This is a genomic window from Phenylobacterium sp., from assembly GCF_037138395.1.
Taxonomy (GTDB): Bacteria; Pseudomonadota; Alphaproteobacteria; order Caulobacterales; family Caulobacteraceae; genus Phenylobacterium.
Map to the genome: position 1 here is coordinate 1 of NZ_JBAXIM010000036.1, position 20,086 is coordinate 20,086.

Genomic DNA, 20,086 nt, shown 5'->3' on the forward strand with positions numbered 1-20,086 from the left:
TCGGTGTTGTTTTCAGACGGCTTTGCCCGGTCCTCGCCGGAGGTCTCCTCGTGGCGCCCATGGCGGCCCAGGCCCTGACCGTGGTTCCCGAACGCGACATTCCCCGGATGGTCAGCTTCGGCGGTGCCTGCGTCGGCTGCGACCTTTCCGGACGGCAGCTTTCCGGCGCCCGATTCCAGGGGGCGGACTTCTCGGAGTCGATCCTCATCGGCGCTGACCTCAGGGACGCCAGCCTGAGGGGCGCAGACTTCAGTCGTTCAGACCTCTCGAGCAGCGACCTGACCGGCGCCGATATCACCGGCGCTGACTTCGAGGGCGCACGCCTCAGGGCAGTCCGCCTGGACAGGTCCTGGATCCGCGGCGCCAGCTTCTCCGGTAGCGACCTGGAAGGGGCCAGCCTGAAGGGTGTGGTCTTTTCGGGCGTCGACCTGCGCGGCGCTCGGAACCTCAGGCAGGAACAGCTTGATGCCGCCTGCGCCCAGGGCGCCGTCAAGCTTCCCAGGGGTCTGGTCCTCAGGGCCTGTGCCGGGGGCACCTCGCCCCGCTGACCCCGGGGGCTAGGCCTTGAGCGGCAGGGCCGTGCGGATGTGCAGTTCCTTGAGCTGACGCTCATCCACCACCGACGGCGCGCTCATCAGCAGGTCCTGGCCCTGCTGGTTCATCGGGAAGGCAATGACCTCGCGGATGGCGGTCTGGCCGGCCAGCAGCATGACGATCCGGTCGATGCCGGGCGCCAGGCCCCCGTGCGGCGGCGCGCCGTAGCGGAAGGCGTTGAGCATGCCACCGAAGGCGCTTTCCACATCCTCAGCGCCCATGCCGACGATCTCGAAGGCCCGCAGCATGACGTCCGCCCGGTGGTTCCGGATGGCGCCCGAGCACAGCTCATAGCCATTGCAGACGATGTCGTACTGGTAGGCGAGAATATCCAGCGGATCGCGGGTGTTCAGCGCCTCCAGCTCGCCCTGGGGCATGGAGAAGGGGTTGTGGGAGAAGTCCACCAGCCCTGTTTCTTCGTTCAGCTCGAACATCGGGAAGTCGACGATCCAGACGAACTCGAAGCGGTTCTCGTCCACCAGGCCCAGCTCGGTCCCGACCCGGGTGCGGGCGAGGCCCGCGAACTTGGTGAAGACCTTGGGGTCCCCGCCCACGAAGAAGGCGGCGTCGCCGACCTTCAGGCCCAGCTGTTCGCGAATGGCTTCGGTGCGCTCGGGGCCGAGGTTCTTGGCGATCGGCCCTGCCCCGCCCTCCTCGCCCTCACGCCAGAAGATGTAGCCCAGGCCCGGCTGGCCCTCGGACTGGGCCCAGCTGTTCATGCGGTCACAGAAGGCCCGGCTGCCGCCGCCCGGCGCCGGGATGGCCCAGATGGCGGTCTTCGGGCTCTCCAGCATGCGGGCGAAGACGCCAAAGCCGCCACCCCGGAAGGGCTCGGAGACGTCCTGCATGACCAGGGGGTTGCGCAGGTCCGGCTTGTCGGAGCCGTACTTCTGCATGGCCTCCCGGTAAGGGATGCGCGGGAAGGGATAGGGGGTGACCGGCTTGCCCTCGGCGAACTCCTCGAAGACCCCATGCATGACGGGCTCGATGGCGGCGAAGACGTCCTCCTGGGTGACGAAGCTCATCTCGACGTCGAGCTGGTAGAACTCCAGGCTGCGGTCGGCCCGCAGGTCCTCGTCCCGGAAACAGGGGGCGATCTGGAAATAGCGGTCAAAGCCCGACACCATCAGCAGCTGCTTGAACTGCTGGGGCGCCTGGGGAAGGGCGTAGAAGGTCCCGGGGTGCACCCGCGAGGGCACCAGGAAGTCCCTAGCGCCTTCCGGCGACGAGGCCGTCAGGATCGGGGTCTGGTACTCCAGGAAGCCCTGGCCGATCATCCGGTTGCGGATCGAGTGGATGACCTTCGAGCGCAGGACGATGTTCCGGTGCAGGGTCTCGCGCCGCAGGTCCAGGTACCGGTGCTTGAGCCGGATCTCTTCCGGATAGTCGGGCTCGCCGAACACCGGCAGGGGCAGTTCAGCGGCCTCGGACAGGACATCGACGGCGCGCACCCGCACCTCGACGTCACCCGTCCCAAGGTTGGGGTTCACGGTCTCGGGGGTGCGGGCCACCACCTCGCCGTCGATCCGGATGACGCTCTCCGCGCGCAGCCGCTCGATGGCGGCGAAGCCGGGGGTGTCCGGCGCGAAGACAAGTTGGGTCAGGCCGTAATGGTCGCGCAGGTCCACGAAGACCAGGCCGCCATGGTCGCGCTTGCGATGGATCCACCCCGACAGACGGACGGACTGACCGGTGTCGCCGGCGCGCAGGGCGCCGCAGGTGTGGGTGCGATAGGCGTGCATGGGGTCGCAAGGGCTCCGGAATCCAAGGCGCGGAAGGGCGCACGCAAGGGGCGGAAAGTCAAGGTTTCCGCCCCCCGCGAACGTCCGGAAGGACCCGTTGCGAACCTACTTCGCCGGGTCGACCAGGGCCTGGTAGGTCAGGGTCCGGGCGGCCGTGCCCAGGTCTTCACCGCCGGTGCCGCCGAGGCGCTGGACCATGCCGATGAAGTAGAGGTCATTGGTCGGATCGACCCAGAACCAGGTCCCGGCGGCGCCGCCCCAGCTCATGGTATTCTTGCCTTCGAGGTTGCCCGCGGCCCGGGGGTCGACATCGACCATGAAGTCCAGGCCAAAGCCCACGGCCTCATTGAAGCGCGAACCGGAGGTGCCGTTGGTGGTGACCAGGACACTCTTCGGGATGACATTGGTACCCATCAGCTCCACCGAAGCCGGGGAGAGGACCCGAACGCCGTCCAGCTCGCCGCCGTTCAGCAGCATCTGCGAGAAGCGGCCGTAATCGCTGGTGGTCGAGACTAGGCCGCCACCGCCGGACTCCATGACCGGAGCCTTGGTGTAATCCGGGGGCGAATTGCCGAACAGGGCCGTCGCCGGGACGTTCTTGTAGGTCTTGGGGTCCGTCATGTAGAGGGCCGCGAGACGGTCAATCTTGTTGGCCGGGACATAGAAGCCTGTGTCCACCATCTTCAAGGGCTTGAAGATCCGCTCGTCCATGAAGGCGCCCAGGGTCTTGCCGGTGAGCCGCTCGACGATGGCGCCCTGGATGTCCACGGACACCGAATAGGACCAGGCCGTGCCGGGCTGGAACATGAGCGGGATATCGGCCACCCGGGTGACCATCTCGTTCAGCCCGTTGGAGGCCAGGACGCGGCGGTCGCGGAACATCCGGTCCACCGGGTGCTTGTCGCCCAGTCCGTAGCCGAAGCCAGCGGTGTGGCTCATGATCTCGCGCATGGTGGGCGGCCGTTCGGCGGGCACGGTGATCATGTTGCCCTTGTCGTCGACCCCGGTCATGACCTTCAGGTTCTTGAATTCCGGGATGAACTTGGTCACCGGGTCATCCAGCTTCCACCTGCCCTCTTCAAAGAGGATCATCATGGCCACGCCGGTGATCGGCTTGGACATGGAGTAGATGCGGAAGATGGTGTCCGTCTCCATCGGCGCGCCGGTGGCGAGGTCTTTCTTGCCGTAGGTCTTGAAGTCGACCACCTGGCCGTGGCGGACCAGGAGAGTGGTCATGCCGGACACGCGTCCGTCGGCGACGACCTTGGCCATGGCCTCGTCCAGGCGCTTCAGGCGCGCGGCGTCAAAGCCAACGGCCTCTGGCGCCCCAGCGACGGCCTTTCGTGGCGCCGCCTGGGCGGCGGGAGCAGACAGTACAGCGGCGACGGCGACGGCCGAGGCCAGGCTGCGGAAAAACTGAGTCAATGGAATCTCCCCCTAAAGAATGAGGCGCACACTACCTGCCGCCTGCAACAGGCGCAAAGCCGGGAATTGGGTTTAGGCCTCAGGCCGGTCGGAAACGGCGGCTGGCGGGGAACCCCCTCGGTGCGGCGCGGCCGGAGCTCGCCCGGCGTCCCGTCCAGTCCCGCCACTCCGTCCAGGTGCGGGTGCGGCCTGCGGCGTCGATCCAGGCGGCACCGTCCTCGGCGCGGAACATCAGGGCGTCACGCAGGCCACCCTCCCGGTAGCCCTGAAGCCTGACCCCCTTGCCGCGGGGCATCTCCGGCAGCTCCTCCAGTGGAAAGACCAGGACCTTCCCGTTGTCACCGATGACGGCGAGATGGTCGCCCTCAACAGGAAGGGCGAAGGCGGCCTTGCCCTTGCCGACGGTCAGGACCTGCTTGCCCGCCTTGCGCATGGCGACGGCCTCGGCCTCTGGCAGGAGGAAGCCGTAGCCCTCGGTCGAGGCAATCAGCCGACGCGTGCCGGGGCGATGCGGGAAGACCGCGATAATCTCCGTCCGGTCGTCCAGTTCGAGCATGAGCCGGAGGGGTTCGCCATGGCCCCGCCCTCCCGGAAGCTTGTCGCAGGCAAGGGTGAAAAACCGCCCGTCAGAGGCAAAAAGCAGAATTTTATCCGTGGTTTCCGCCGGGATGATGAAGCCCTGGGCGTCGCCTTCCTTGTACTTGATCTCAGAGGGGTCCTCGACCCGGCCCTTGATGGTGCGGATCCAGCCCCGCTCTGACAGGATGACCGTGACCGGCTCGCGGACGACAAGAGCCTCCAGGGCGGCGCCGGGGTCCACCAGGGGCACCGTCTCGAAGTTCGAGCGGCGGCGGGTCAGGGCACCGTTCTTCTCGAGGAGGTCCCGGACATCCCTCAGGCCCAGGCCCACCAGCTTCCACTGGGCCTTTTCCGACCCCAGGAGGGCGGTCAGCCCATCCCGCTCCTCGGCCAGTTCGGCATGTTCGCGCCGGAGCTCCATCTCCTCGAGCCGGGCCAGCTGGCGAAGCCGGGTGTTCAGGATCGCCTCGGCCTGCAGGTCCGAGAGCTCAAGGATCTCGATCAGCCGGGCCTTGGGCTCGTCCTCCTGCCGGACAATGCGGATCACCTCGTCAAGGTTGAGGAAGGCGATGATCAGGCCGTCGAGGATATGGAGCCGGGACTCGATGCGGGCGAGCCGGTGGCGGGCCCGGCGGGCGATCACCTCCCGCCGGTGATTCAGGAAGGCCTGCAGGAGCGCCTTCAGTCCCATCACCCCGGGCGTGCCCCGGGCGTCCAGGACATTCATGTTGACCGGAATCCGCGCCTCGAGGGCGGAAAGCCGGAACAGGCTCTCCATCAGCACTTCGGGTTCGACATTCCGCGACTTGGGCTCCAGCACCAGCCGGACGTCCTCGGCGCTCTCGTCCAGGATGTCGCCCAGCAAGGGCGCCTTCCGCGTCTCGATGAGGTCGGCCAACTGCTCGACCAGGTCGGCCTTCTTCACCTGGTAGGGGATCTCGGTAACGACGATACGCCAGAGGCCGCGCCCGATGTCCTCGCGTTCCCAGCGGGCACGCACCCTCACGCCGCCCCGTCCGGTCTCGTAGGCTTCAAGCAGGCTTTCAGAGGACTCGACAATCACGCCCCCGGTCGGAAAGTCAGGGCCGGGGACCAGGGCGAGGAGTTCCGCCGTCGAGATGTCCGGTTGCTCGAGAACCCGCAGGCAGGCCTCGATCAGCTCGGAGACATTGTGCGGCGGGATGGAGGTCGCCATGCCCACCGCAATACCGCTCGAACCGTTGGCCAGGAGGTTCGGGAAGCCTGCCGGCAGGACGACGGGCTCTTCTTCCTCGCCGTCATAGGTTTCGCGGAAATCGACTGCGTCCTCGTCGATCCCCTCCAGCAGGAGCTGGGCGGCCAGGGTCAGCCGGCACTCCGTGTACCGCATGGCGGCCGCGTTATCGCCGTCGATATTGCCGAAGTTCCCCTGCCCGTCCACGAGGGGATAGCGCTGGGCGAAATTCTGGGCGAGGCGGACCAGGGCTTCGTAGACGGCGGAATCCCCATGGGGATGATACTTGCCGATCACGTCGCCGACGACGCGGGCGCACTTCTTGGTGGTCGAGGTCGGGTCCAGCCTCAGCTGGCGCATGGCGAAGAGCAGCCGCCGATGGACGGGCTTCAGGCCGTCGCGCACATCCGGCAGGGCCCGGCCCGTGATGGTCGACAAAGCATAGGCCAGGTATCGGCGCGACAGGGCCTCGGTCAGTGGCTCATCAATGGTGCGGTCGCCCTCGGGGGGCGGAGCCAGGGTGTCGGTCATTGAGCGGTCGGTAAGCGAATCGCAGGAGCCAGCATCTGGTCCTGCTTAGGGTGCCGGCGCCCCCGCGTCACCCGGCGTGCAGGCGCTAGAGCCGGTTCGCCTCCGCGAGTCGGTCATAGAGCCAGACCCGGGCCGGCGGCAGGGGGCGATTCAGAGGCGCGAACAGGCAGGTGTCCAGGAAGTGGCCCGTCAGTCGAAGCCCCGCCCCGATGTCGCCGGCAGAGAGCCCCCCCTGCGCCGACAGGAGGAAGGGCGGCAGGACAAGTAGCCGATCCCGGTAGGGTTCACCCGCGGCGCGGGACACCGCACGCCCGGTGCGGGGCGAGACCCAGACCAGGTCATCCGTCGATCCCGTCGCCGCGCACCTGGAAAGATCCAGGCCGAATCCGAGGGCCTGGAGAATGCCCGCCTCGAACCGGACATAGACCGCCGGCCAGACGTCCGGATGGCGCAGGGCACCGCTGAGGGACTCAAAGGCAGCAAAGGCACCGGGCTGGGGTTCGCGCTCCGGGAGGGCGCCTGCGGCGACAGAGGCGGCGGAGGCCAGGCCCGCCAGGGCCAGGGAATCGTCGAACAGGTCGGAGGGATCACCCCCTCCCCCCTCCAGGCTCGCCGATCCCAGCTGTTCGCTCGTCCTGGACCGGAAACGGGCGCGGACCCGGGTCCCCGGCTGCAGGAGCGGCCGCACGCGCCGGGAGCCACCGCCCGCAATGAAGGCGGGGTAGCGGCCGTGGTCAGCGGTCAGCAGTTCAGCGATGGCGCCATTCTCTCCGTGGGACCGGGCCGACAAAACAAAGGCGTCGTCCTCGAACTCCACGCCCTGCCCCTAGGCCTCGAAATCGAGCCCGACGTCGCCGTAGAATTCCCGGCGGTCGGCCCAGCGCTCGTCGACCTTAACGGTCAGGAAGAGGTGTACCGGGCGGTCCAGGAGTTCGGTCAGTTCCTCCCGCGACTTCTGGCCGATCCACTTCAGCGTCTGGCCATTCCGGCCCAGGACGATGGGGCGCTGGCTGTCGCGCTCGACATAGAGGGTCTGCTCGATGCGGACGGAGCCGTCCTGCCGCTCGCTGAAGGCGGTGGTCTCCACCGCGGCGGCGTAGGGAAGCTCTTCGTGGACCCGCAGGTAGACCTTCTCCCGGGTGATCTCGGCGGCCAGCAGGCGCACAGGCAGGTCGGCCGTCTGGTCGGCGGGATAGAGCCAGGGGCTCTCCGGCATGAGCTCGGCCAGCCGCTGCAGGAGGTCGTCGACGCCGGAGCCATCCGCCGCGGAGATCATGAAGACCTCGGAATAGACGCCGGTGTCGAAGAGCCGGGCAGAGAGGGCCAGAAGGCGCTCACGCTTGACCCCGTCGATCTTGTTCAGGGCCAGGATCGTTTTACGGCCAGACCGATTCAGGCCCGCGATGATGGTCTCGACGTCCTCGTGGGCCTTGCGGTCCGCGCCACGGGCCTCGCCGGCGTCCATAGCCAGCTCCGCCTGGACATCCACGAGATGGACCACCGTGTCGGCTTCGTCAGCCCCGCCCCAGGCCGAACGCACCATGGCCCGGTCCAGACGCCGCCGGGGCGTGAAGATCCCGGGGGTATCGACAAGCACGATCTGGCTCTCGCCAGACAGGGCAACCCCTCGGACGGGGAAACGCGTCGTCTGCACCTTGCGGGTCACGATGGAGACCTTGGCGCCCACCAGGCGGTTCGTCAGGGTGGACTTGCCCGCATTGGGCGCGCCGATGATGGCGGCGAAACCGGCGCGGGTCATGGCTGGATCTTCTCCCTTTCGAGGAACAGTGCGGCGGCGGCCTTCTCGGCCTCGCGCTTGGAACGGCCGGCGCCAGAGGCCGGCTCAAGGCCCGGTAGGCGGGCCTCGATGGTGAATCTGGGATCGTGCGGCGGGCCTTCGGCAGACACCACCACGTAGGCCGGCGGCGGCAGGCCCAGGCCCATGGCCCATTCCTGAAGGCGGGTCTTGGAGTCGCGGTCCGGCCCAGCGTCCAGGCTGGCGGCGAGGTCGCCCCAGCCGATCCGGAAGAAGCTCCGCGCCGCTTCCGGCCCGCCGTCCAGGTAGAGGGCCGCCATCAGGGCTTCGCAGGCGTCGCCGAGGACCCGCTCGCTGTCCCGGGCGCCGATCCGGGCGGCGCTGGCGTCCAGCCTGAGGGCGTCGGGAAGGCCGATGTTGCGCGCCACTTCGGCGCAGGCACCGGAATTGACCAGCCGGTTGAGCCAGCGGGCGAGTTCGCCCTCCCGAGCCGCCGGGAAGGCCTGGCAGAGGTGCTCGGCGGCCATCAGGTTCAGGACACGGTCGCCGAGGAACTCCAGGCGTTCGTTGTCTCGCCCTGGGGTGCCACCATTGCCGACACTGGCGTGGGTCAGGGCGCGCTCGAGGAGATCGCGATCTGTGAAAACCCTGCCGACCCGCGCCTCGAGCGCCGCGACAGCCGCCTTGCGCCTGTCCGGCCGTGTCAGTGCAGCACCTTGCCGAAACGGCTCGGCCGCAGGTTCAGGACCCAGGTCCAGGGCTTGAAGAGCGAGGCACCCGGCGACCAGGACAGCAGGACCAGACGGGCCCGGCCGACCAGGTTCTCCCGAGGCACGAGGCCCACGCCGATTTCCGAGGGAAGGCGGCTGTCAGCCGAGTTGTCCCGGTTGTCGCCCATGAAGAAGTAGTGGCCTTCCGGAACGGTGACTTCCGGCGTGTCGTCCAGGTCACCATCGGTCCCGAAGTCATTGGTCATGAACTTTCGACCGCCCGGGAGGGTTTCCTCGACCCGGGCCACGGGGCGCACGATTCCACTGCCACCCGTCTCGGTGACCAAGGCCTTCTGCTCGCGCGGCACCGGCTCGCCATTGAGGTAGAGCAGGCCCTGCCGGACCTGGACACGGTCGCCCGGAACGCCGATCAGCCGCTTGATGTAGTCGGTGCGGTTATCCCGGGGCAGCTTGAAGACGATGATGTCCCCGCGCTTGGGCTCCTGGGCAAGCACCCGGCCGTCGAAGAACGACGGGCTGAAGGGAATGGAGTGCCTGGACCAGCCATAGTCGTACTTGGTGACGATGACATAGTCGCCCTCATAGAGGTTGGGTTCCTCGGAAGCCGAGGGAATGGTGAAGGGCTGGAACAGCAGCACCCTCAGAAGGAGGGCGATCAACAGGGCGACGGCGACGGTCTTGACGATCTCGATCGTCTCGTTGCGTTCGTCCTCGGGCGGTGAAATCGTCTCTGTCATGGGCCTTCCGGATAAGCGTTCGGTCCGGACATACCGCAAACCGACAGACCCGCACGTGAAAACTTGGAAACGCCTAGGCCTCCGGGACGGCCTCGATGATCACGAAGGCCTGGGCGTAGGGGGCGTCGTCGGTCATGGACAGATGGATCACAGCCGTGTGCCCGGGCGGCGTCATCTCGGTCAGCCGGGTGGCCGCCCCGCGGGTCAGGGCCAGGGTCGGCTGGCCCGAGCGCAGGTTCACCACCCCCATGTCGCGCCAGAAGACGCCCCGCCTTAGGCCGGTACCCAGGGCCTTGGCGCAGGCCTCCTTGGCGGCGAAACGCTTGGCGTAGCTGGCCGCGGCGTCGGGCTTGGCCTCCGAACGACGGCGTTCAATCTCGGTGAAGCACCGGTGGCGGAAACGGTCGCCGAACCGGTCCAGGCTGGCCTGGATGCGCCGGATATCGGTCAGGTCCGAGCCTATGCCCAGGATCATGCCACAGCCGTAGCCCGGGCTGCATCCATGCGCTCGCGCATGCCGCGGATCGCGGCGGGCAGGCCCAGGAAGACCGCCTCACCGATAAGAAAGTGGCCGATGTTCAGCTCGCGCATCTCAGGGATGACGGCCACGGGGCCGACAGTGGCATAGTCGATGCCATGACCCGCATGGACCTCCAGGCCAGCGTCCGCCGCCCTGCGGGCCGCCCGGGCCAGCAGGGCCAGGTACGCGTCTGCCTCTGGATCACCGGCCCGGACCGCGTCGCAGAAGGGCCCCGTGGTGAACTCCACAATCTGGGCACCGGCCGCTGCGGCGGCGTCCACCTGGTCGTCCCGGGCGTCGATGAAGCATGAGACCCGGATGCCTGCGCCCGCCAGACGGCGCACGGCTGGAGCTATGCGGTCGAAGCCCCCGGCAAGGTCCAGTCCGCCCTCCGTCGTGACCTCCTCGCGCCGCTCCGGCACGAGGCAGGCGGCGTGGGGCGCCAGCTTCAGGGCCAGGGCCTCCATCTCGGCGGTGACCGCCATCTCGAAGTTCAAGGGCCGCCCAAGCCGCTGGCACAGGGCTGCCAGGGCGGCGATGTCGGCATCGCGGATGTGGCGGCGGTCCTCACGGAGGTGGGCGGTGATTCCGTCCGCCCCAGCCACGATGGCGACCTCGGCGGCCCTCAGGGGGTCGGGATAGGTGTCACCACGGGCGTTCCTCAGGGTCGCCACATGGTCGATGTTCACGCCAAGCCGGAGCGGGGTCACTTGGACAGCCGCCGGCTGCCCGGGTCCTCGATCGGGATGGCCGCAAGCTCGGGCGGCAACTCGTCAGCCGGATAGGCAGGGACGTCGAGCTGGGCCAGGGAGACCAGGCGCGCGCCAGGGTCCGCCCGGCCGCCAGAGCGATCGACGATGCAGGCGGCGACCACGACATTCCCCCCGGCCTTGCGGATGGCCTCGACGCACTCCCGGGATGACAGGCCCGTGGTGACGATGTCCTCGACCATGGCGACCCGGGCACCCTCGGGGATCTCGAAGGCGCGGCGCAGGCGGAACTCGCCCCCTTCCCGCTCGACATAGACCGAGGGAACGCCCAGATGCCGGGCCGTCTCATACCCGGGGATGATCCCGCCAACGGCCGGCGAGACGCAGATATCGACCTCGCCGACCGCCGCGCGGATCTTCTCCGCCAGGGCCAGGCAGAGCCGTTCGGTTCGATGGGGATGCTGGAAGACCAGGTTCTTCTGGAGGAAGACGCCGGAATGTAGCCCGCTGGACAGGACGAAATGGCCCTCCCGTAAGGCACCGGCGGCGCGGAATTCGTCGAGGACCTGTTCGGTGTTCATGGCAGCGCTCCTTGCCCGTGGGATTAGCCGACCGCGCCGCCCCTGTCACGCCGGAGGCCGAGACCCGGAAGGCTGTTCATGGCTAGGCCGGCGATCACCAGGGCGGCGGCGGCCAACTTCCACGGCGGAAGCGGCTCGCCCAGGGCCAGGGCCGACGCCGTCAGGCCGAAAACCGGCACCAGCAGGGCCCAGGGTGAGACCACCGACGCCGGGTTTCGCGCCAGGAGCCAGCCCCAGACGGCATAGCCGAAAAGGGTATTGCCAAAGGACTGGTAGAGCAGTTCGGCCCAGAGGGTCGGGGTCATGGTCGCCAACGTGCTGATCATCGCCGGTGCGCCCTCGAACACCAGGGCCAGGATCAGCAAGGGGGGAATGGAAAACAGGCTCGCCCAAACAACGAAGGCCAGGCTCGGCGCCTCAGGGGTCGCTCTCTGGACCATGTTGCCGAGCGCCCAGCTCATGGCCGCGACGAGGACGAGGGCAAGGCCCAGCGAGGTCGTCGTCGCATCCAGGTGCAGCAGGATCACCCCCAGGCCCGCGGCGGCCAGCCCGAGAGCGAGCATCTGGCGCAGGGCCAGGCGCTCCCCACCCAGCCAGATGGAAAGCCCGATGGTGATGAAGACCTGGCTCTGCACCACCAGGGAGGCAAGACCCGGCGAGATGCGCCCGTTCATCGCGAAATAGAGCACGCCGAACTGGCCAACGCCGATCAACACCCCATAGGCCGCAAGATTGCGCCAGGGAACCTGCGGGCGCTTCAGGAAGAAAGCGGCCGGTAGGAAGGCGAAGGCAAAGCGCAGGGTCGCGAAGGTAAAGGGCGGGAAGTGCGCGAGGGCCGACTTGATGACGGCGAAATTGGTTCCCCAGACCGTCACCACGGCCAGGGCCAGAAGGGCGTGGCGCCAGGACAGTGCGTTCATCTCGGGGCCCTCCACCTACGCTGTCGCCAGACCACCCTTTGCAGTGCTTTGCAACCGGGCCGCCGCCGGGCATTGTGAGCCACCGCCAGAGGGAGCCCCGCATGAGCCTGACCATTCGCAAGGTCGCCGGAGCCCTGGGCGCCGAGATTTCTGGTGCCGACCTGTCCGCTAACCTGCCCGATGGCGTGATCACCCAGATCCGCGCCGCCCTGGTCGAGCACCAGGTCATCTTCTTCCGCGACCAGTCCCTCTGCCCGGAAGACCAGGTGGCCTTCGGACGGCGGTTCGGGCCGCTGAACATCCATCCTTATGTCCGCGGCATGGACGGGCATCCCGAGGTCATGGAGATCATCAAGGAACCGGCGGACAGGACCAACTTTGGCGGCGGCTGGCACTCGGACACCTCCTTCCTCGAACGGCCCGCCATTGGCTCCATCCTGTATGCGCTGGAACTGCCCGAATGGGGCGGCGACACCCTCTTCTCCAGCCAGGTTGCGGCCTACGACGCCCTCTCGCCGGGCCTGAAGGCGACGCTGGAGGGCCTGAGCGCCGTACACTCCGCTGGCCGGGAGTATTCTCCCCAGGGTCACTCCGCCCAGAAGCGGTCCTCGATGAGCGTGGCCGAGGCCGAGGGCGCAGTGGGTGAGTTCATCCACCCGGTGGTGCTGGTGCATCCGGAATCCGGTCGCAAGGCCCTCTACGTCAACCCCGCCTTCACCCTACGGTTCGAGGGCTGGACGAAGCGGGAGTCCCGCCCCCTCCTCGACTTCCTGTTCGAGCACTGCCGCTACGAGGGCTATACCTGCCGCTTCAACTGGCGACCGGGATCCGTGGCTTTTTGGGACAACCGCCAAGTCTGGCACTTCGCCCTGAACGATTACCCCGGCCAGCGCCGGTACATGCGGCGGGTCACCGTCGATCCGGCCTGAGGTCCTCAGCCTGCGCGCTTGGAGCGCTCGACCGTCTCGATGGCTGGATTGGCCCGCAGGGCCGCAGCAATGTTGGTCAGGTGGCGGGCGTCCTTGACCTCGATGTCAAAGTCGACGTCGAAGAAGTCCGTCATCCGCCGATGCATACGCAGGTTGACGATGTTGCCCCCCGCCTCGCCGATGGTGGTACAGGCTTGGCCCAGAACGCCGGGCGCATTGCGGATTGTGGCGGTGAGACGAGACTGGGTCAGGGTGCCGCGCTCGGCCTCTCGGGTCCACTGCAGGTCCCGCCAGAGATCCTCCTTCTCCTCGAAGGCAGCCAGTTCGCCGCAATCGATGGTGTGGACAGTCAGACCCTGACCATCACCCTCAAGTATGCCGACGATCCGGTCGCCGGGGACGGGCGTGCAGCAGGCGCCGAAGTGGAGGCTGATCCCCGGGGTCAGGCCCCCGCCCCGGACGTAGAGCCGGGCGCCAGCGCCGCCCTCGATGCGCCGGACTGCCGTGGCCGCCTCACGCGCTGAAGGATCCAGGCGGGGGAAAATGATGTCGAGTACCTGGGCGGGCGTGATCCCGCCCCGGCCCAGACGCCCGAAGAGTTCCTCCTCCGAGGCCACCGCAAGCCGTTCAAGGGCCGGGGTCAGCGAGATGTCGCTCCGTGACTTTCCGGCTCGGCTGAAGGTCTGGTCAAGGGCGGCCCGGCCCAGGCGGATGAACTCTTCCTTCTCAGTCTGCCGGATGTGACGGCGGATGGCCGAGCGGGCCCGGCCCGTCACGGTGAGCGAGCGCCAGTCTTCGGGCACTACGGGCTTGGGGCCGCGCACCACCTCCACCACATCTCCGTTCTGAAGGGGCGTGCGCAGGGGCCGCGGCTCACCGTTGATCTTCACCCCGATACAGGTGTCGCCAATGTCGGTATGGAGGGCGTAAGCGAAGTCGAGGGGCATGCCGCCCCGCGGCAGACTGACCAGGCGGCCCTTGGGCGTGAAGACGAAGGTCTGGTCGAGGTACATCTCGAGCTTGGCGTGTTCGACAAGCTCCTCGACGTCGCCGCCGTGCTCGAGGACCTGCACGAGGTGGCGGAGGTTGACCAGGGGATCGCGCCCGCCCTGCTCGGCCTGGTGTTCGGCATCGAAGCCGTAGGAGGCATCCTTGTAGCGCCAGTGGGCGGCCACGCCCTCCTCGGCGATCCGGTCCATGGCCTCCGTGCGGATCTGCATCTCGATCCGCATGCCCCTGGGACCGACCACCGTCGTATGCAGGGACCGGTAGTTGTTCCGCTTGGGGGTCGAGATATAGTCCTTGAAGCGGTCTGGCAGCGAGGGCCAGGCCCGGTGGGCCACGCCCAGGGCGCGGTAGCAATCCTCTTCGGTATCGACGATCACCCGGAAGGCGTAGATGTCCGAAAGCTGTGAGAAGCCGATCGACTTGCGCTGCAGCTTTCGCCAGATCGCATAGGGGTTTTTCTCCCGGCCGAAAACTCGGCTGGGTATGCCTGAGGCCTGTAGCCGGCTGACGATCTCCTGTGACACCAGGGTCACCGCCCCGCCCTGCTCGTTTCTCAGGGCCGCCAGCCGCCGGATGATGGCGTCCCGGGCGAGCGGGTTCAGGTGGGTAAAAGCCAGCTCCTCCAGCTCGGTACAGATCCGGTGACAGCCGATGGACCGGGCGAGCGGTGCGTAGATGTCCAGGGTCTCCCGGGAGATGCGCTCGCGCTTTGCCGGCGCCGCGATGTGCTGGAGAGTCCGCATGTTGTGCAGACGGTCCGCCAGCTTGACCATCAGGACCCGGACGTCCCGGGAGATGGCGAGGATAAACTTCCGAAGGTTCTCGGCCTGGCGGGTGTGCTCGCTGTTCAGTTCGAGCTTGGTGAGCTTGGTGACCCCCTCCACAAGTTCGGCGATCTCCTCACCGAACAGGCGCCGGATCTCGGCGGAGGTGGCGTCCGTGTCCTCGACGGTATCATGGAGCAGGGCCGTGATAATTGTCGCCGCATCCATCCGATACTCAGTCAGGATGCCCGCCACCTGGATCGGATGGGCGAAATAGGGGTCCCCGGAAGCCCGCTTCTGGGAGCCGTGCATGCGCATGGCGTAGACATAGGCGCGGTTGAGAACCGCCTCTTGGGCGCTGGGATCGTAGGAGAGGACCTGATCGATTAGCTCGTATTGCCGAAGGACAGGGCGGCGGCCTGACAGTTCCGTCGTCGAGGGCGCAAGCGCATTACCCGCCTCTGCGGCCTGTATGCCCTCAGCCGGGGCAAGGGCCTCAGGCGATCCCTGCGCTGTTGCGCCCGGGCTCAGTAGCGCTCTTCCTGTCCGCCGTCGCGGTCACTCTGAAGGGCCCGGACCAGTTCCAGCTCGCTCATCTGCATGTGGGTCGGGTCGGCGAGCAGGGCCAGGGTTTCCGCCTCTTCCTCGGCCTCGGAGCGCTCGTCCACCCGTTGCAGGGTGCTGATCAGGCCTTCCTTCAGCTCTTCGGGATCAACCATGTCTTCGGCCACTTCGCGAAGGGCGACGACAGGATTCTTGTCATTGTCGCGGTCGACAAGAAGGGGAGCTCCAGCCGAAATGCCCCGGGCCCGGTGCGCAGCCAGGAGGACCAGGCTGAAGCGGTTCGGGACCCTCTGGATGCAATCTTCGACGGTGACGCGGGCCATGACTACCTCAGAAGGAGAAAGGAGCGCACGTTCATAGAGGTTCGGCGCTCCTTGTGCAACGCCACAGGACCCCGTCGCGGCATCAGCCGGTGCCGATCACCGTCCGGGCGATGTCATCCATGGTGGTGAAAAGGAAGGTCGGCCGGTGGGCCTCGAGGATCTCCGGGCGCGCATATCCCCAGGTCACCGCCCCGGAATCGATCCCGGCGCGGGAGGCGGCCTCGATGTCACGGGTCTCGTCGCCGATGGAGAGGACCTGAGCGTGGCGGGCGTTGGCCTTGCGGATCACGCTCCGGAACTTGGGCGTCTTGCCGAACATGGACGCCCCACAGGCATAGTGGGTGATGCAGTCGGCGAGGTCATCGCCGAGGATGCGGCGAACATTGGCCTCGGAGTTTGAACTGACGAGGGCCAAAACGACCCCGGCTTCGTGCAGCCGCCGGATGAGGGCGCGGGACTCGGGGAAGAGCGGGATTTTCGCCGCGTTCTTGGAGACCAGTTTCCGGGTGTGACGCGCGATGAAGGGCATCTTCCAGGCCGGGACGCGCATATAGGCCACGACTTCGCGACTGGAGCGGCCGCGCAGCATGGCAACCTCTTCCTCGCTGATCTGCCGGAAGCGGAACCGCCGGGCGACCTCGTTGGAAATGCTGATGAACCAGTCCGCGCTGTCGGCGAGGGTTCCGTCAAAATCGAAAATGACGAGCCGATAGGTCAAGCCCGTTCCTCCGGCCGACGACGCTTCGTCCACGCCCATTCTCGTTTTCTGATGCTGCACGATTGGCGCGCCGGGCGCCAGTCCCCTGGAAAGACTTCCCGGTGCGCTTCCCTTCACGGCGCTCACCTCGCAGGCCGGGCATCGCGCGCGACGCTCGCCGAAGCCGCGAGTGCAGAAGCCGTCAGGCCGAGGCCGGGATGCCGCCAGTCAGGCGCGATCTCAGACAGGGGACCCATGACGAAGACCCTTTCGTGGGCCCTCGGGTGCGGCAGGGTCAGGCGTGGCGACTGCATCACGAGCCCCGCATGATCGATGAGGTCGAGGTCAAGGGTGCGGTCGGCGTTCCGTTCGCCGCGGCTGCGCCCGAACCGGGCCTCGATCTCCAGGAGCCGGCCGATTGTTGCCCCGGCATCCATCCTCGCCTCGACAATAGCGACTCCATTGCGATACTCATTTCCAGACGGGTCGGGCCAGGCGGAGGATCTCCACCAGCACGATCGACGCAAGACCGGCAATCCTGCCCCTGGAAAGAAAGAGAGAGCGGCTTCAAGCAGGTCCACCGGCGAGGCGTAGCCGCCAGACAGATTGGATCCCAGCGCGACAATTGCCCGAACGGGCTGTAACGCGCCGACGCCAGACTCCGGAAACTCCAAACTCAATGACCTTTTATCCTACCGACAGGCTGGCGCTCTTCATCGACGGGGCCAACCTCTACTCCGCCGCCAAGGGCCTTGGCTTCGACATCGACTACCGCAAGCTCCTCGAGGAGTTCCGCAAGCGGGGGGTCCTCGTCAGAGCCTACTATTACACCGCCCTGGTCGAGGATCAGGACTATTCCCCGATCCGCCCCCTGGTCGACTGGCTCGATTACAACGGGTTCCGCCTCGTCACCAAGCCCGCTCGTGAATTCACGGACGCCCAGGGCCGCAAGCGCTGGCGCGGCGACATGGACGTTGAGATCGCCGTCGACATGATGGAGATGAGCGCCCACGCCGACCACATGGTGCTTTTTTCGGGGGATGGCGACTTCCGGGTCCTGCTCGAGGCGGTCCAGCGCCGGGGTGCCCGCGTCACGGTCGTCTCCACCGTCAAGTCGCAGCCCTCCATGGCCTCCGATGACCTCCGGCGCCAGGCCGATGCCTTCATCGACCTGGCGGACCTGGCCGACATCATCGGGCGGCCCTCGCGCCTGCCCCGCTTCCTTCAGGAGAGCCGGGCCGGCGCTGACCCCGACGCACCGGACGACTGACCTTGGCGCCCACGTCGCCCGCAGTCACGGCTGAACCTGCCCGGGACTGCGGCCTCTGCCCGCGCCTGGTCGCCTATCGCCAGGAGAACCAGGCCCGCAATCCCGACTGGTGGAACGGGCCTGCACCGTCATTTGGCGACCCCGGGGCGCGCCTTCTGGTCCTGGGCCTCGCCCCCGGACGGACCGGTGCGAACCGGACGGGACGCCCCTTTACCGGCGACCATGCCGGCGTGTTGCTGTTCGAGACTCTCCTGAAGACCGGTTTCGCCCAAGGCCGCTACGAGGCCCGGCCCGACGATGGGCTGGCCCTGGCCGATTGCATGATCTCGAATGCCGTGCGCTGCGCGCCGCCGGGCAACCGCCCAGAGACCTCCGAGGAAGCCGCCTGCCGGCCCTTCCTCACCGCCCGGCTGGCGGCCCTGCCCCGGTTGGAAGTTGTGGTCACCCTGGGCGACGTGGCCCGGCGCAATTTCCTCAGGGCCCTTGGCCTTCCCGCCTCGGCAGGCATCCCGGGACATGGGGCGGAGTTCACCGCCGGACCCTACCGGGTGATCAACAGCTATCACTGCTCGCGCCTGAACACGAACACCGGCCGCCTGACCCCGGAGATGTTCGAGGCGATCTTCCGGCGCGCCCGGAGCCTGCTGGATGGCTGACAACCGCCCCGGGGAAGGCTAAGCCGGACGCCCCTTCCCGTCGGTCCCGGAGCCCTACCTTGCGCGTCCTCGCCTTTGCCCTGGCCCTGCTTGCTGCCACACCCGCCTTGGCGGCGGCCCCTGGGCCTGCGGACTCCGCCCGCGCCCTGGAAATCCTGAAGACCAGCATCAGCTACCGGACCACCGCCAGCGCTGGGCAGGAGCCCATTCTCGCCTATGCCGGGTGGATCAAGGGCGTCCTGGTGGCGGCGGGCTATTCGCCCTCCGACATTGTCATCGAGCCGGTCGCCGGCACGGCCACCCTCGTCGCCCGCCTTCCGGGACGGGACCCGGGTCGCAAGCCGATGGTCATCTCCGCGCACATGGATGTGGTCGAGGCCCGCGCCGAGGACTGGACCCGCGACCCCTTCACCCCCGTCGTCGAGAACGGCTACGTGTTCGGCCGAGGGGCCTCGGACAACAAGTTCGATGTCTCCATGGTCGTCGCCACCCTGGCCCGCGTGCGGGCAGAGAACTGGCGCCCCGGACGCGACGTGATCCTCGCCCTGTCGGGGGATGAGGAAACCTTCATGCGCAGCACCGCCGTGCTGGCCGGCAAGCTAAAGGGCGCCGACCTCGTCCTCAACGCCGACGGCGGCGGCGGCGAACTGGACAGCTCGGGCAAGGCCGTGTCCTTCGGCATCCAGGGGGCGGAGAAGACCTATGCCGACTTCACCCTGACCGCGACCGATCCGGGCGGCCACTCCAGCCGGCCCACACCCGGCAATCCCATCTACCGCCTCGCCCGGTCCCTCGAGCGGGTTGAGGGCCACCGCTTCCCGGTCCAGTCGAACGAGATCACCCGCGCCTCCCTCGCCGCCAGCGGACGCGACCAGCAAGGTCCCGTCGGCGACGCCCTGAGGCGCTTTTCAGCCAATCCGTCGGACGCTGCGGCGGCGGAGATCCTGTCCTCCGACCCGGCCTGGGCGCCCTACCTGCGGACGACCTGCGTGGCCACCATGGTCAGCGGCGGCCACGCCACCAACGCCCTGCCCCAGCGGGCGTCGGCCAACGTCAACTGCCGCATCTTCCCCGGAACACCCTCAGCATCGATCCTGAAGACCCTCGAGGGCGTGATCGCCGACCCGACGATCTCGGTGACCCGGAACGACGACGGGTCCATCGACAGCCCGCCCTCGCCTCTCCGCCCCGACGTGGTCAAGGCCGTGACCCGGGCCGTGCACGCTGTGCATCCCGGACTGCCCATTGTGCCCGCCCAATCGACGGGAGCGACGGACAGCATGTACTTCCGGGCCGCAGGTGTGGCGAGCTACGGGGTCTCGGGCCTCTTCACCCGTGACGACGACACCTTCGCCCACGGTCTCAACGAGCGGGCACCCCTGGCGGCCATTCCCGGGGCCCTGGTCCACTGGGACTCCCTGATCCGGGATCTCGGCAAGTAGTTGCGGACGGAACCCTCGGTGGTGATGGCGGGATGAGCCAGGGCGTCTGCTGCGGACCGATGAAGACGACCGGCGCCAGGACCGGGGCGGACTTCGCCAGGGCGGCCGTGCGCGCCAGAGCCGCCGGGCGCCCCGACCTGCCCGCGGACCTCACCCTGATATCCCTGCCGGGCGGTGAATTCCTCATGGGCAGCGATGCCGGGGAAGGCGAGCCGGCCGATGGTGAGGGGCCAGCGCGCCCCGTCCGGCTGTCGCCCTTCCGCATCGCGCGCACCGCCGTCACAAACCGCCAGTTCGCCGCCTTCGTGGAGGCCACCGGTTATGTCACCTATGCCGAAGAGGTGGGCTCCAGCTTCGTCTTCGCCGGGCTCCTCCCCGACGACTTCCCACCCAC

General features: G+C 67.8%; 21 protein-coding genes. 6 read left to right on the forward strand and 15 right to left on the reverse strand.

The window, feature by feature from the left end:
* Positions 1-548 (forward strand): pentapeptide repeat-containing protein (locus tag WCJ52_RS04485; RefSeq protein ID WP_336902105.1); only part of this gene is annotated, 548 nt, incomplete at its 5' end.
* Positions 549-557: 9 nt separating this feature from the next.
* Here the strand turns inward: WCJ52_RS04485 and aspS are convergent.
* The 11 genes from aspS to WCJ52_RS04540 all read right to left on the reverse strand — a co-directional run bounded on the left by aspS (position 558) and on the right by WCJ52_RS04540 (position 12,039).
* The gene (aspS, locus tag WCJ52_RS04490; RefSeq protein WP_336902106.1) at positions 558-2,336 is read right to left on the reverse strand and encodes an aspartate--tRNA ligase; all 1,779 of its coding nucleotides are present in this window, start codon (positions 2,334-2,336) and stop codon (positions 558-560) included.
* A gap of 105 nt (positions 2,337-2,441) precedes the next feature.
* Positions 2,442-3,761, reverse strand: coding sequence for a serine hydrolase domain-containing protein (locus tag WCJ52_RS04495; protein ID WP_336902107.1), 1,320 nt, complete (start codon positions 3,759-3,761; stop codon positions 2,442-2,444).
* A gap of 79 nt (positions 3,762-3,840) precedes the next feature.
* The gene (gene parC, locus WCJ52_RS04500; RefSeq protein WP_336902108.1) at positions 3,841-6,084 is read right to left on the reverse strand and encodes a DNA topoisomerase IV subunit A; all 2,244 of its coding nucleotides are present in this window, start codon (positions 6,082-6,084) and stop codon (positions 3,841-3,843) included.
* An 85-nt stretch (positions 6,085-6,169) separates the two neighbouring features.
* On the reverse strand, positions 6,170-6,901 hold the full coding sequence (gene recO, locus WCJ52_RS04505) for a DNA repair protein RecO (protein WP_336902109.1): 732 nt from the start codon (positions 6,899-6,901) through the stop codon (positions 6,170-6,172).
* A 9-nt stretch (positions 6,902-6,910) separates the two neighbouring features.
* Complete coding sequence (gene era / locus WCJ52_RS04510) at positions 6,911-7,843, reverse strand: GTPase Era (RefSeq protein WP_336902110.1); 933 nt, start codon at positions 7,841-7,843, stop codon at positions 6,911-6,913.
* On the reverse strand, positions 7,840-8,547 hold the full coding sequence (gene rnc, locus WCJ52_RS04515; protein ID WP_336902124.1) for a ribonuclease III: 708 nt from the start codon (positions 8,545-8,547) through the stop codon (positions 7,840-7,842). The genes era and rnc overlap by 4 nt, the downstream gene beginning before the upstream one ends.
* A complete protein-coding gene (gene lepB, locus WCJ52_RS04520; protein WP_336902111.1) occupies positions 8,544-9,308 on the reverse strand; it encodes a signal peptidase I in 765 nt (254 codons plus the stop codon). Before lepB ends, rnc begins: the two co-directional genes overlap by 4 nt.
* 73 nt (positions 9,309-9,381) lie before the next feature.
* Positions 9,382-9,783, reverse strand: a complete 402-nt coding sequence (acpS, locus tag WCJ52_RS04525) for a holo-ACP synthase (RefSeq protein WP_336902112.1) — start codon at positions 9,781-9,783, stop codon at positions 9,382-9,384.
* On the reverse strand, positions 9,780-10,538 hold the full coding sequence (locus WCJ52_RS04530) for a pyridoxine 5'-phosphate synthase (protein WP_336902113.1): 759 nt from the start codon (positions 10,536-10,538) through the stop codon (positions 9,780-9,782). The genes acpS and WCJ52_RS04530 overlap by 4 nt, the downstream gene beginning before the upstream one ends.
* Positions 10,535-11,119 (reverse strand): orotate phosphoribosyltransferase, encoded by a 585-nt coding sequence (gene pyrE / locus WCJ52_RS04535; RefSeq protein ID WP_336902114.1) that lies wholly within the window; start codon positions 11,117-11,119, stop codon positions 10,535-10,537. The genes WCJ52_RS04530 and pyrE overlap by 4 nt, the downstream gene beginning before the upstream one ends.
* Before the next feature lie 23 nt (positions 11,120-11,142).
* A complete protein-coding gene (locus WCJ52_RS04540; protein ID WP_336902115.1) occupies positions 11,143-12,039 on the reverse strand; it encodes an EamA family transporter in 897 nt (298 codons plus the stop codon).
* 101 nt (positions 12,040-12,140) lie between these two features.
* Here WCJ52_RS04540 and WCJ52_RS04545 point away from each other — a divergent pair, with 101 nt between their 5' ends.
* Positions 12,141-12,968 carry a TauD/TfdA family dioxygenase gene (locus WCJ52_RS04545; protein WP_336902116.1) on the forward strand — a complete coding sequence of 276 codons (828 nt, stop codon included), beginning with the start codon at positions 12,141-12,143 and terminating at the stop codon, positions 12,966-12,968.
* Positions 12,969-12,973: 5 nt separating this feature from the next.
* On the opposite strand, the gene WCJ52_RS04550 is transcribed toward WCJ52_RS04545, so the two are convergent.
* The 4 genes from WCJ52_RS04550 to folK form a co-directional block, all read right to left on the reverse strand.
* A complete protein-coding gene (locus WCJ52_RS04550) occupies positions 12,974-15,214 on the reverse strand; it encodes a bifunctional (p)ppGpp synthetase/guanosine-3',5'-bis(diphosphate) 3'-pyrophosphohydrolase (RefSeq protein WP_336902125.1) in 2,241 nt (746 codons plus the stop codon).
* A gap of 53 nt (positions 15,215-15,267) precedes the next feature.
* Positions 15,268-15,627 carry a DNA-directed RNA polymerase subunit omega gene (rpoZ, locus tag WCJ52_RS04555; protein WP_336902117.1) on the reverse strand — a complete coding sequence of 120 codons (360 nt, stop codon included), beginning with the start codon at positions 15,625-15,627 and terminating at the stop codon, positions 15,268-15,270.
* Between the two features lie 82 nt (positions 15,628-15,709).
* The gene (locus WCJ52_RS04560; RefSeq protein ID WP_336902118.1) at positions 15,710-16,345 is read right to left on the reverse strand and encodes an HAD hydrolase-like protein; all 636 of its coding nucleotides are present in this window, start codon (positions 16,343-16,345) and stop codon (positions 15,710-15,712) included.
* Positions 16,346-16,467: 122 nt separating this feature from the next.
* Positions 16,468-17,004, reverse strand: coding sequence for a 2-amino-4-hydroxy-6-hydroxymethyldihydropteridine diphosphokinase (gene folK, locus WCJ52_RS04565; RefSeq protein ID WP_336902119.1), 537 nt, complete (start codon positions 17,002-17,004; stop codon positions 16,468-16,470).
* Between folK and WCJ52_RS04570 the strand changes: the two genes are divergently transcribed.
* The 4 genes from WCJ52_RS04570 to WCJ52_RS04585 all read left to right on the forward strand — a co-directional run.
* Positions 17,004-17,594 (forward strand): NYN domain-containing protein, encoded by a 591-nt coding sequence (locus tag WCJ52_RS04570; protein ID WP_336902120.1) that lies wholly within the window; start codon positions 17,004-17,006, stop codon positions 17,592-17,594. The two genes, folK and WCJ52_RS04570, sit on opposite strands and share 1 nt — an antisense overlap.
* A 2-nt stretch (positions 17,595-17,596) precedes the next feature.
* On the forward strand, positions 17,597-18,250 hold the full coding sequence (locus WCJ52_RS04575) for a uracil-DNA glycosylase (protein WP_336902121.1): 654 nt from the start codon (positions 17,597-17,599) through the stop codon (positions 18,248-18,250).
* Positions 18,251-18,309: 59 nt separating this feature from the next.
* Positions 18,310-19,692 carry a M20/M25/M40 family metallo-hydrolase gene (locus WCJ52_RS04580; RefSeq protein WP_336902122.1) on the forward strand — a complete coding sequence of 461 codons (1,383 nt, stop codon included), beginning with the start codon at positions 18,310-18,312 and terminating at the stop codon, positions 19,690-19,692.
* 32 nt (positions 19,693-19,724) lie between these two features.
* A partial coding sequence (locus WCJ52_RS04585) for an SUMF1/EgtB/PvdO family nonheme iron enzyme (RefSeq protein WP_336902123.1) occupies positions 19,725-20,086 on the forward strand: 362 nt, incomplete at its 3' end.

Bases quoted from the DNA above. Each gene is read 5' to 3' on its own strand.
- aspS (WP_336902106.1), bottom strand. From the start codon at position 2,336: ATGCACGCCTATCGCACCCACACCTGCGGCGCCCTGCGCGCCGGCGAC.
- parC (WP_336902108.1), bottom strand. From the start codon at position 6,084: ATGACCGACACCCTGGCTCCGCCCCCCGAGGGCGACCGCACCATTGAT.
- era (WP_336902110.1), bottom strand. From the start codon at position 7,843: ATGACCCGCGCCGGTTTCGCCGCCATCATCGGCGCGCCCAATGCGGGC.
- lepB (WP_336902111.1), bottom strand. From the start codon at position 9,308: ATGACAGAGACGATTTCACCGCCCGAGGACGAACGCAACGAGACGATC.
- acpS (WP_336902112.1), bottom strand. From the start codon at position 9,783: ATGATCCTGGGCATAGGCTCGGACCTGACCGATATCCGGCGCATCCAG.
- pyrE (WP_336902114.1), bottom strand. From the start codon at position 11,119: ATGAACACCGAACAGGTCCTCGACGAATTCCGCGCCGCCGGTGCCTTA.
- WCJ52_RS04540 (WP_336902115.1), bottom strand. From the start codon at position 12,039: ATGAACGCACTGTCCTGGCGCCACGCCCTTCTGGCCCTGGCCGTGGTG.
- WCJ52_RS04545 (WP_336902116.1), top strand. From the start codon at position 12,141: ATGAGCCTGACCATTCGCAAGGTCGCCGGAGCCCTGGGCGCCGAGATT.
- rpoZ (WP_336902117.1), bottom strand. From the start codon at position 15,627: ATGGCCCGCGTCACCGTCGAAGATTGCATCCAGAGGGTCCCGAACCGC.
- WCJ52_RS04570 (WP_336902120.1), top strand. From the start codon at position 17,004: ATGACCTTTTATCCTACCGACAGGCTGGCGCTCTTCATCGACGGGGCC.